At 69.3% G+C, this 11,402-nt stretch carries 10 protein-coding genes; 6 read left to right on the top strand and 4 right to left on the bottom strand.

Features of this window, described 5'->3' with window-relative positions; translation table 11 throughout:
• Positions 1–14: 14 nt before the first annotated feature.
• A complete protein-coding gene (locus ABD907_RS01055) occupies positions 15–653 on the top strand; it encodes a GntR family transcriptional regulator (RefSeq protein WP_345214634.1) in 639 nt (212 codons plus the stop codon).
• 45 nt (positions 654–698) lie between these two features.
• Here the strand turns inward: ABD907_RS01055 and ABD907_RS01050 are convergent, their stop codons facing one another.
• Genes ABD907_RS01050 through ABD907_RS01040 form a run of 3 tightly spaced genes read right to left on the bottom strand, consistent with a single transcriptional unit; the run spans position 699 to position 3,644 of the window.
• On the bottom strand, positions 699–1,964 hold the full coding sequence (locus ABD907_RS01050; RefSeq protein ID WP_345214633.1) for a type III PLP-dependent enzyme domain-containing protein: 1,266 nt from the start codon (positions 1,962–1,964) through the stop codon (positions 699–701).
• A 10-nt stretch (positions 1,965–1,974) separates the two neighbouring features.
• Positions 1,975–2,667 carry an N-acetylmannosamine-6-phosphate 2-epimerase gene (locus ABD907_RS01045; protein WP_345214632.1) on the bottom strand — a complete coding sequence of 231 codons (693 nt, stop codon included), beginning with the start codon at positions 2,665–2,667 and terminating at the stop codon, positions 1,975–1,977.
• A complete protein-coding gene (locus tag ABD907_RS01040; RefSeq protein ID WP_345214631.1) occupies positions 2,664–3,644 on the bottom strand; it encodes an ROK family protein in 981 nt (326 codons plus the stop codon). The genes ABD907_RS01045 and ABD907_RS01040 overlap by 4 nt, the downstream gene beginning before the upstream one ends.
• 206 nt (positions 3,645–3,850) lie before the next feature.
• Between ABD907_RS01040 and ABD907_RS01035 the strand changes: the two genes are divergently transcribed.
• From ABD907_RS01035 to ABD907_RS01015, 5 genes are all read left to right on the top strand, one after another.
• A complete protein-coding gene (locus tag ABD907_RS01035) occupies positions 3,851–4,915 on the top strand; it encodes a LacI family DNA-binding transcriptional regulator (RefSeq protein WP_345214630.1) in 1,065 nt (354 codons plus the stop codon).
• Entirely contained in the window at positions 4,912–6,531 is a 1,620-nt protein-coding gene (locus ABD907_RS01030) for an FAD-dependent oxidoreductase (protein ID WP_345214629.1), read from the top strand. Before ABD907_RS01035 ends, ABD907_RS01030 begins: the two co-directional genes overlap by 4 nt.
• Positions 6,532–6,589: 58 nt before the next feature.
• Positions 6,590–7,885 carry an ABC transporter substrate-binding protein gene (locus ABD907_RS01025; protein WP_345214628.1) on the top strand — a complete coding sequence of 432 codons (1,296 nt, stop codon included), beginning with the start codon at positions 6,590–6,592 and terminating at the stop codon, positions 7,883–7,885.
• Positions 7,886–7,888: 3 nt separating this feature from the next.
• Positions 7,889–8,812 (top strand): carbohydrate ABC transporter permease, encoded by a 924-nt coding sequence (locus ABD907_RS01020; RefSeq protein WP_345214627.1) that lies wholly within the window; start codon positions 7,889–7,891, stop codon positions 8,810–8,812.
• A 127-nt stretch (positions 8,813–8,939) separates the two neighbouring features.
• Positions 8,940–9,734 (top strand): carbohydrate ABC transporter permease, encoded by a 795-nt coding sequence (locus ABD907_RS01015; RefSeq protein WP_486334035.1) that lies wholly within the window; start codon positions 8,940–8,942, stop codon positions 9,732–9,734.
• A 117-nt stretch (positions 9,735–9,851) separates the two neighbouring features.
• Here ABD907_RS01015 and ABD907_RS01010 read toward each other — a convergent pair whose 3' ends face one another.
• Positions 9,852–11,339: a sugar transferase gene (locus tag ABD907_RS01010; RefSeq protein ID WP_345214625.1), complete on the bottom strand. Its 1,488-nt coding sequence runs from the start codon at positions 11,337–11,339 to the stop codon at positions 9,852–9,854.
• Positions 11,340–11,402: the final 63 nt, after the last annotated feature.

Here is an 11,402-nt window from a genome sequence, read left to right as displayed (position 1 = left end):
AGAGAGGGCGGTACGTGGCGACAAGCGTCTACGAGCGCGTCCGTGAGGCCATCGTGCGCGGCGAGTTCGCGCCGGGTGAGGCACTCGGTGAGATGGCGCTCGCTCGGAAGTTCGGAACGAGCCGCACGCCGGTCAGGGAGGCCCTCCACCGCCTCGAGATCGAGGCGATCGTCGAGCGCAGCGCCCGCGGCGTGCGCGTCCGCGTCTCGTCTCCCGAGGAGATCCTGGACATCTACGAGGTGCGCATCACGCTCGAGAGCGCCGCTGCCAGGGCCGCCGCCTCAAGGGCCACCGAGCTCGACCGCGTCCGACTCCGCGCCGCCCAGGATGCGATGATCGCCACCGGTGACTCGCCCGTCGAACGGGCCGACGCGAACCGGGTCTTCCACGAGGCGGTCTGGCAAGCCAGCCACAGCGCGACACTCGTGGACCTTCTCCACCGGCTCAACGTCCACCTCATTCGCTACCCGAGCACCACGCTGGCCCACGGCAACCGTTGGAAAGAAGTGCTCCGCGAGCACGAGGAGCTGCTGGAAGCGATCGAGCAGCGTGACCCCCAGCGAGCGCACGACATCGCCGAGCACCACATGGCGGGAGCCCGGGAGGTGCGTCTCAGGATGTACGCCGAGAAGGAGAACCGGCCTGAAAGCTGAGGGCCGGCCCCACGCGACAGGCGCGACGGCCAGCGCGAGTACAGATCAGAAGTACGTCCGGATGGTGCCGACGGCCCGATCGCCCTCGACGAGCACCACCGACCGCCACTTGTCGAACATGGTGCACGGGTGGGACAGCCCGAGGCGCACCACGTCCCCGACGGCGAGCGTCCCGGCCGTCACGCTCACGTACGCGTGCTGGTCGTTGAGCTTGACCACCTCCGCCTCGACCTTGGCCTCCTCCCCGGAGGCGCCGCGGCGCACGGACAGGACCCGGGGCAGGCCGGCGTCGTAGGGCACGTCCCGCTTCCCGGCATCCAGCAGGGCCAGCCCCGGCTCGGGGACCGAGAGCACGCGCGCCCACACGTGCGCCGCGCCGCGAAACGCCGGTCCGTGCCGGGTCGCGGCCGGTGTCGCCGCCGAGTAGTGGCCGTGGTCATGGACGAAGTACGCCCCGGACCGCAGCACCACGAGCGCTCCGGGCACCTGCCCGGCCACCCCGTCGAACGCCTCGGCGACCAGGTCGAAGTACTGGCTGCCGCCCGCCGTCAGGATCGGCTCCGAGACCTCGTAGAGGTCGGCGAGGTCGGTGAACGCGCGCCGGCTCATGGCCAGGAACTCACGGATCTGGGCGAGCAGCTCCTCGCGTGACTCGGCGTGGATGCCCTCGTACGCGGCGTGGATGCTGCCCTCGTACGCGGCGATCCCGCGCAGCTCGAGCACGTCGGAACCACGGACCGCGAGCGCGATCTCGCGTGCCTCCCCCGGGGAGCGCGTCCCGGTCCGGGAGTCGGCGGCACCCAGCTCGACGCAGACACCGAGCGGCCGCGTCGCCCCGGCCGCCCGCAGACCCGCGGCCATCTGCTCGACGCCGGCCACCGAGTCCGCCCAGCACGTCACGTCGAACCCGTCGGCCAGCTCACCGGCCAGCCAGGCGAGCCCGTCCGGCGAGATCAGCTCGTTGGCCACGAGCACCCGTGGCACCCCGAACGCGCGCGCCACCCGCAGCTGGAAGGCGTTCGCCACCGTGATGCCCCAGGAACCGCTCGCCAGCTGCCAGTCCCACAGGGCCGGCGCCATCGTGGTCTTGCCGTGCGGGGCGAGCAGCACCCCGCACGCCGCGGTCCAGTCCTGCATCGCCCCCAGGTTGTCCCGGACGGCGTCGACGTCGAGCGTGAAGCTCGGTGTCGGCAGGCCGGAGACGTCTACGGGAAAGCCGCCGGCCACATAGTTCTTGTCGAGCGGGCCCGGCGTGAAGAGGTGCTCCGAGAACACCTCCCGCCAGCCCGGCACGCTGCTGTCGTCGCTCACGGCACCATCCTCACCCACCGACCGGCTCCCCTGGCGCACCCAACGCATCGACGAACCACGACGTGATGGTGGTCGGATGGGTGATCGCGGTACCCACGCACACTGCGTGCGCCCCGGTCGCGAGAGCGGCCGCTGCCTGCGCGGACGTGTGGATCCGTCCTTCGGCCACCACCGGCACGCCGACCGAGCGGACCACGTCCTCGAGCAGCGCCAGGTCCGGTCCGTCGGTAAGCGGACGGTTCCCCGTGTAGCCGGCGAGCGTGGTGCCGACGAGGTCGGCGCCGGCGTCCTCGGCAGCGTGCGCGTCGTCGAGCGAGCCGCAGTCGGCCATGACGAGCACGTCCGCCCGCTCGCGCAGTCCCGCGATCGTCTCCGCGAGCGTGCGCCCGTCCGGCCGGGGACGGCGAGTGCCGTCCAGGGCGACGACGTGAGCGCCGGCACGAGCGACGGCGAGCGCGTGGTCCATCGTCGGCGTGATGAAGACGCCGTCGTTGCCGTCCTTGATGAGCCCGATCACCGGCACGTCGACCGCGGCGGAGGTGTGGCGGACGTCCTCCTCGCCCTGCACGCGGACGGCCGCGGCCCCGCCGGCGACCGTGGCTTGCGCGACCTGCGCCATGGTCCGCGGATCTCGCATCGCCTCACCCGGGTAGGCCTGGCAGGAGACGATGAGCCGGCCCCGGATCGCTTCGATGACGTTCATGGCTTCTCCTCGAGCAGGTCGAGAGCGCCGCGGGCGGCACCTACGACGGCGGATCGGGCTCCCAGCAGCGGCCGCAGCACCGGGATGCCCGCCAGGGGATCGATCAGTTCCGCCCTGAGGGTCGACTCCATCGCCTGCCACCACATCTCCCCGGAACCGGCGACGCCCCCGGAGACGACGACGGCGTCCGGGTCCAGCAACGTCACGGCTCCGGCGAGGGCTCGCCCTACGGCGGTCCCGGACTCCTGGACCGCTCGGACCGCGAGCGCGTCACCCGACGCGGCTCGGGAGAACACCTCGTGTGCGTTCCCGGTCCCCGAACCTCCGAGGGCGACGTAGCGCCGGTGCAGCGACAACCCCGACGCCAGTGCCTCGAGATGGCCCGTCCGTCCGCAGCTGCATCGCAGCCCCTCGGCGCCGGGTACGGGCAGGTGGCCGATCTCGCCGGCGACGTGGTGGGCGCCGCGCAGGACCACGCCGTTGCGCACGACGGCACCTCCGACGCCCGTGCCGACGGCGACGAGAAGGACGTCGTCGAGACCGGCGGCGGCGCCGAGCCACGCCTCGCCGGCCGCGTGCGCATCGACGTCGTTCTGCACGTGGATCCGCACACCCGGGTCGAGGGAGCCGGCCAATCGCGAGCGGAGGCCGTCGACCACCGCCGTACCCGTCCAGCCCGGCAGCACGTCGGTGGCCGAGAGGATCATGCCCGCACCGACATCCACGACGCCGGCCGTCCCGATGCCGACGCCGCGGACGCTGCCCGGCCCTTCCACCGTCGCGGCGAGCCGCGACACGAGCCGGGCGACGGCGTCGAGCAACGCTGCCGGTCCGGAATCTGCGGGCGTCGGGACGGTCAGCACGTCTCCCCCACGACCGTCGGATCCCACCAGCGCACCGGCGATCTTCGTGCCGCCGAGGTCGACGCCGACCACCCGCACCTGCCCGTCGCCGGGCAGGGAGCCATCACCATGCATGAGTTCGACCCTCCGATCCACCGCTGCGACCTGCAACGCTACACAAGCCGGTCATGCGCAAAACAATGCGCTTCGCCTCAGCCACCGCAGCAGCGACGGAGCGGCTTGCGGCACCATGTTGCGAGATCGTGACCTCCCGCGGCCTTGTAGTTTTGCGCAAAACTCGTTTCGGTAGGGCACCGGACCAAAGGACGAAGGGACCGACGATGAGTCCACAGACTCGACGCGCCACCCAGGCCGACGTGGCGCGCCTCGCCGGCGTGAGCCAGACGACGGTGTCGATGGTGCTGACCGGCACCGGAGCCGCCCAGCGGCGCGTCAGCGACGCGGTTCGTGAGCGGGTGCTGCGTGCCATCGAAGTCACCGGGTACGCCGCCAACCCGGCCGCCCAACGGCTCGCGGGCGGCCGGACGTCCATCGTGGGCGTCTACACGTACGAGTCGGTCTTCCCGACGTCGGCGAGCGACTTCTACCACCCGTTCCTCGAAGGCGTGGAGAACGAGGCGGAGCGCACCGGCGTGGACCTGCTGATGTTCACCTCCATGTCGGCGGGCACCGGACGCCGCCTGGTCTCCTCCGGGGGAGTCGGCCGCCTGCGGCTCGCGGACGGCTGCGTGCTCCTGGGTCGCCACAGCTACCCGGAGGACCTGGCCGAGCTGCTCCGCCAGGACTTCCCCTTCGCGTTCGTCGGTCGCCGGGAGGCGCCGGGTGGAGCCGTCCCCTGGGCGGGCGCGGCGTACGCCCCGGCCACCGAGCAGGTCACCGATCACCTGCTGGCGCTGGGGCACCGGCGGATCGTCCTCATCAACGAGTTCACCGGCCACGAGTCGATCGAGGACCGGGCAAAGGGGTATCGCGTCGCGATGGCGCGCGCGGGGCTGCAGCCCGTCAGCCTCGACGAGCCGGACCTGACCTCCGGCGAGCTCCTCGACAACCTGCGCACCGCGGGCGTCACGGCCGCCGTCGTGTCCTCCGACCTCGCGGCGCCGCTGCGCCGGGCCGCACTCGCACGCGGCCTCTCCGTGCCCGGCGACCTCTCGATCGCCCGGCTGGGCGATCCCGAAACGGTCGAGACGGAAGACGTCGACTGGACCGGCTTCCTGATCCCCCGTCGGGAGATGGGGGCGGAGGCCCTTCGGGTGGTCCTGCGCCAGCTGACCCCGCTCGACGGCGACGACAACCTGCAGGCGCGCATCCCCTGCACGTTCGTCCCCGGTTCCACCGTCTCCGCACAGGCCGCCGATGCACCGGCCATCACTGGAAAGGCATGAGCTTGCACGAAGAACACGCACAGGTCCTCGTCGTCGGCGGCGGTCTCGGCGGGGTGGCGGCAGCGCTCGCCGCCGCCCGGCACGGCGCGGCCGTCATCCTCACCGAGGAGTTCGAGTGGCTCGGCGGCCAGTTGACCAGCCAGGCGGTCCCGCCGGACGAGCATCCCTGGATCGAGGACTTCGGCTGCACCGCGAGCTACCGCCAGCTGCGCGACGGGATACGCGACTACTACCGGCGGGCCTACCCGCTGACCACCGCCGCCGCCGCCAAACGCGACCTCAATCCTGGCGCCGGCTGGGTGTCGAAGCTCTGCGCCGAGCCCCGAGCGGGCCTCGCTGTCATCGAGGAGATGCTCGCCCCCTACCGCTCCGGCGAGAAGATACGCGTGCTGCAGCCGCTGCGGCCGGTCGCCGCCGAGGCCGCCGACGGGGTGGTGCGTGCCGTGACCTTCGCCGACATCCGCTCCGGCGAGCGCACCGTCGTCACCGCCGACTACGTCGTCGACGCCACGGAGACCGGCGAGCTGCTGCCCCTGACCGGCACCGACTACGTCACCGGCTTCGAGGCGGCCGCCGACACCGGGGAGCCCAGCGGCCCGCCGGAGGCGCAGCCGGAGAACATCCAGGCGGTGAGCATCTGCTTCGCGGTCGACCACCTCGAGGGCGACCACACCATCGACCGGCCGGAGCAGTACGACTACTGGCGCAGCGTCGCGCCGGAGTTCTGGGGCGGACCGCTCATCAGCTGGACCGCTCCGCACCCGAGGACCCTCGAGCGCGTCGAACGAGCCTTCGAACCGAATCCGGCCGACGACGCCCTGGCCGTCTTCGCCGACCAGAGCCTGAACCCGGGCGACACCAACCTGTGGACCTTCCGCCGGATCGCCGCCAGGGACCAGTTCGAACCGGGCACCTATGCCAGCGACATCACGCTGGTGAACTGGCCGAGCATCGACTACTTCGACGCCCCGGTCATCGACGTGCCCGACGACGTCGCCGCCGCACGCCTCCAGGACGCCAAACAGCTGAGCCTGTCGATGCTGTACTGGATGCAGACGGAGGCCCCGCGTCCCGACGGCGGAACCGGCTGGCCCGGCCTGCGACTGCGCCCGGACGTGATGGGTACCGTCGACGGCCTCGCGATGGCGCCCTACCACCGGGAGGGCCGCCGCATCCGGGCGCTGGAGACGATCCGCGAGCAGGACGTCTCGCTCGCCGTGCGCGGCGAGGCGGGCGCCCGCCGGTACGCCGACAGCGTGGGGGTCGGCATGTACCGCATCGACCTGCACCCCTCCACCGGTGGCAACACCTACATCGACGTCGGCGCCGAACCGTTCGAGATACCGCTGGGTGCGCTCATCCCCAGGGAGACCACGAACCTCCTGGCGGGGTGCAAGAACATCGGCACCACACACATCACCAACGGCTGCTACCGCCTGCACCCCGTGGAGTGGAACATCGGCGAGGTGGCCGGCGTCCTCGCCGCGGAGTGCCTCAAGGACGGCACCACACCGCACCAGGTGCACGCCGCCCCCGCCCTCGTCGAACGACTGCAGGACCACCTGCTGGCCGACGGCGTCGAGCTCGAGTGGCCCGACGGCGTACGCGGCTACTGATCCGCACAACCTCCGGCGCACGGTCGCGCCGGAGACCGACACCCATCAAGGAGCGAACATGGTTCACCGCCGATCCGTCGTCCCGGCGCTCGCCGTCCTCATGATCGGGGCCGGCGCACTCAGCGCCTGCTCCGGCAGCTCAGCAGGAAGCGACTCCGGCAACGACGGCCCCGTCGACCTCCGCATGACCGTCTGGACCGCCGACGAGTCTCAGCTCGCCCTCTTCGACGAGATCGCCCAGGGCTACGTCGAGGAGAATCCCGACCAGGTCTCGTCGGTCACGTTCGAGGTCGTGCCCTTCGAGGACTACACGACGTCGCTGACCACCCAGCTCGCGGGCGGGAACACGCCCGACCTCGCCTGGATCTTCGAGTCCAACGCACCGGAGTTCGTCGAGTCCGGCGCCCTCGCCGATCTCACGCCGACGCTCGAGGGGACCGAGGGGTACGAGTTCGACGACATCGTCCCCAGCGCCCTCGACCTGTGGTCCACCGATGACGGGCTGTACGCCTACCCGTTCTCCAACTCGCCCTTCGCGATGTTCGTCAACAAGGACCGCATCGCGGAGTCCGGGCAGCCGGCCCCGGCCGAGCTCTTCGCCTCGGGCGAGTGGACCTACGACGCCGCTCGTGACATCTCCGCGGCCAGCGCCGAAGAGCTCGGCGGCTCGGGCCTGGTGGTCCGCGACTTCAACTACAGCGTCTGGGAGAACCTCGCGACCGTGTGGGCCGGCTGGGGCGCCGCCCCCTGGTCGGAGGACGGCAGCACCTGCACGTTCACCGATCCCGAGATGGTCGAGGCCATGACCTGGATCCACGAGGCCACCTTCACCGACGGAGCGATCCCGGGGCCGGGCACCAGCGCCGACTTCTTCGCCGGCGACGTCACCATGACGATCACCCAGATCTCGCGCGCCGCCTCCCTCGACGGCAGCTTCGAGTGGAACGTCCTACCGCTGCCGGCCGGACCCGAGGGACGGCAGAACGTCATCGGCCAGGCCGGCATCGGCGTCCTCGAGAACGGCGCGAACCCCGAGATCGCGGCGGACTTCCTCGCCCACTTCACCAACCCGGAGAACGCCGAGAAGCTGGCCACCTACTTCCCGCCCCCGCGCGAGTCCCTGCTGAACGCCGAGACCCTGGGCGAGGCGAACCCCCTGCTGAGCGAGGAGCAGCTGCAGTCCGTCGTCGTCGACGGGATCACGGACGCGACCACCAAGCCGGCGCACGCCAACTTCGCCAAGCTGCAGACCACCATCCGCGGCGAGCTCGACGCGCTGTGGCAGGCCGACGCGGACGTCGAGTCGGTGCTGGCAGACGTCTGCACCGCCGCCGAGCCGCTGCTGCAGGACTGACGTATGGCGGCCGTGACAGGAGCCCGGGTGGGCCGGCCTCGCCGCCGGTCCACCTGGCGGCAGCGCGACGCCGCGACCGGCTACCTCTTCGTCGCCCCCGCGGTCCTGGGCGCGGTGGCGTTCGTGATCGCCCCGCTCGTCGCGGTGATCTGGTACAGCCTCCACGAGTGGAACGTCCTGGCGGGAACGTTCACCTTCGAGGGTGCCGCCAACTACGAGCGGATGCTCAGCGACGAGTCCCTGCACCAGTCCCTCGCCGCGAGCGGGTGGTTCTCCCTCGGGATCGTCGTCCTCAACATCTCGCTGGCGCTCGCGCTCGCCGTCCTGCTGAACCAGCGGCTGCCCGCGACGACGTTCTTCCGCGTGGCCTTCTTCTCGCCCGTCGTCGTCTCCCTCGTCGCGTGGACGATCGTGTGGGGGTTCCTGCTGCAGGTCGACGGCGGCGTGAACGCGTTCCTGTCGACGTTCGGCATCGACGGCCCGAACTGGCTGCGCGGCAACGTCACGGCGATGATCGCCGTCGTCGTGGTGCAGGTCTTCAAGAACGTGGGCCTGAACATGGTGCTGTTCCTCTCGGCGCTGCAGAGCGTGCCCGAGGAGATCCAGGAGGCCGCGACCCTCGACGGGGCCGGCCCCTGGCGGCGCTTCTGGTCGATCACGATGGCGATGATCAGCCCCACCGTCCTGCTCGTGTCGATCCTGACCGTCGTCGGATCTCTCGAGACCTTCGCCCTCATCGACGTGCTCACCCAGGGCGGGCCGAGCAACTCCACGACGGTGCTCGTCTACTACCTCTACCGCCAGGCCTTCGAGTTCAACGACTTCGGCTATGCCAGCGCGGTCGCCGTCCTCCTGTTCGCCATAGTGCTCGGTCTGACGCTCCTGCAGTGGCAGACCAGAAAGCGGTGGGTCTTCCATGAAGTCTGACCAGCTCCGCCCACCGGCCACGCAAGCGACGGCGTCGCCGCCCGAGACCGGACGGCCCGCCGGTCCGCCGGCGAAGGTCCGAGCGTCCCGCCGGGGACGGCGCCTGCGGTGGGCGCTCGTTCTCCTGATGGCCGTGCTGTCCGTGCCGTTCGTCTTCCCCACCTGGTGGATGGCCACGTCGAGCCTGAAGACCACGAGCGAGATCCTCCAGGTTCCGCCGAGCCTGTGGCCCGATGCGCCGTCGTTCGGGTCGTACGCACGGGTCTTCGAGCTCCAGCCCTTCGCCATCCAGTACTGGAACTCGCTCTACATCGCGGTCGTCGTCACGGTCGGGACGATTCTCGTGGCGTCGCTCGCCGGCTACGCCTTCGCCCGGATCCGCTTTCGCGGCGCGGGGTTCCTCTTCATCGTCGTGCTGGTGGGCCTGCTCATCCCGTCCGAGGTCACCATCGTCCCGCTCTTCCGGATGGTGAACTCGCTCGGCCTGATCGACACGCACTGGCCGCTGATCGTGATCCCGATCCTCGGCGCGCCGAGCGTCCTGGCGACCTTCATCATGCGCCAGTTCTTCCTGAGCCTGCCCTACGAGCTGGAGGAGGCGGGCCGCATGGACGGCCTGAACCGCTGGGGGATCTTCTGGCGGATCGCGTTCCCGCTCGCCCGGCCCGCCATCGCTGCCGTCGCGATCTTCACGTTCCTGAAGTCCTGGAACATGTACCTCGAGCCCATCGTGTACCTGTCCAGCCGGGAGAACTTCACCCTTCCGCAGGCACTGACCCAGTACGTCGACGCCTACGGCGGGCCGATCTGGAACGTCCAGCTCGCGGCCACCACGCTCACCGTCATCCCCGTGCTGGTCGTCTTCGTCTTCGCCCAGCGCCAGTTCATCCAGGGCTTGGCGCAGACGGGCCTCAAGGGCTGATCGCGTCCGGCCACAGCGTCGACCGCTACCCAATTCAGAACGCGGAGCGCTCCGGTTGATTTGTCTGGCAGCAGCGGGAACCTGGCTGCTTCCAGATGCCGCGTATCGACGACACGTCTAGTAGGCCCCTTGCGGCCTCAGGACGGCCCGTATCGTCTTCAAAATCAGGACGATGTCGCCACTGACGGACCAGTTTTCCACGTAACGCAGATCGAGGCGGACGCTCTCTTCCTCCGACAGGGTCGAACGACCACTCACCTGCCACAAGCCGGTAATTCCGGGCTTTGTCAGAAGACGACGATGCGCATGCTTCTCGTACTGCTCAACCTCTCGTGCAACCTGGGGTCTCGGCCCTACCACGCTCATAGAGCCGACAAGAACGTCCCAGAACTGCGGGAGTTCGTCGATCGAGTACTTGCGCAAAGCCTCGCCGATTCTGGTAACGCGGGGATCGTCTTGTAGCTTGAAGAGCAAAGCCCGACCGTCGTTTCGCGCTATGAGGTCGGCCATACGCGTCTCCGCATCAACCGCCATAGTACGGAACTTGTGGATCGTGAAAGGCTTGCCGTTCTGCCCTATTCGCTCCTGCTTGAAGATGATGGGGCCGCGGTCATCGACCTTGATCGCAAGCGCGACAATGATGAGCAAGGGGAGCAGGACAAGCAGGGCGGCGGTGGAGAACACGATATCCATCGCCCGCTTTGCCACGATGTTGGCGCCGGAGTACTGCGGGAGGTCAACGTGCACCATCGGAAGTCCGTCAACGGGACTGGTATGGGTCCGAGGGCCCGCTACGTCCGTAAGCCGCGACACGAGAATCAGCTCGACGGCCGAGTTCTCAAGGTCCCAAGCCAATTGTCGGATGTCCCTTCGCGGCAACGTCCCCGCAATCATTACGGACGATAGTCGTGTGTCGCCAGCAATCCGGGGTATCTCTGCCCACGGAATCCGTGGAAGAGTCTCCAAGAGTGGGTCAGAGTCGGGGCGCTCCTGCACAGGACCGATGATGTTGACGCCGACTGCCTTATAGCCCGCCTCAGGATGGCGTCGCAAGTCCTGTAAGGTGTGTTCCACCTCGTCCTGATCCCCGACGATAATCGCGCCGAGCATGGCACGTCCCTGGCTCCGCATCGAGGAAAGCACAGTCCGCCAAGCCAATCGGCCCGCCAGAAGTAGCACCAGGCCGGTCGGAAGGGCGAAGACAAAATAGAACCGCGAGAACTGGAACTGGAAGAGGTATGAGACAACGGCGATGAGGCCGAAGGTTGCGAAGGTAGACGTGATGACCTTCCGATACTCCTCCAGGCCGGCGCCCAGCACTCGCTTGCTACGTGACTCTGTAGCCGACAGTGCGGCGATCCAGACGAGTTCGATGACCAGGCCGGCGACCGCGTAACTTACCTGCAGCGGGCCGGCAACCACGGGCCCGGCAACTTCGCCAAACCGTGTGTGCTGGGCAACCAGCAACGCCGCAACAATCATGACTAGGTCCGTCACGAAGATCATGTAACGGTACTTGTCGAACCACGCCGAAGACTGGACCTGACTCAGGGACCCCTCGGACCAGAGATGGCGCGTGTTAAAAGCGCTCTGCGCGGTCGTCACTTGGGCTTGTCCCCATCTCGTGCGATGTCAGGCTTGGCTCATGGTAACGGCAGGCGCGTGGTC

Source organism: Georgenia halophila (assembly GCF_039541595.1).
Note: the sequence above shows the minus strand (reverse complement) of the source record. Positions and strands in the feature narration are given on the sequence as shown.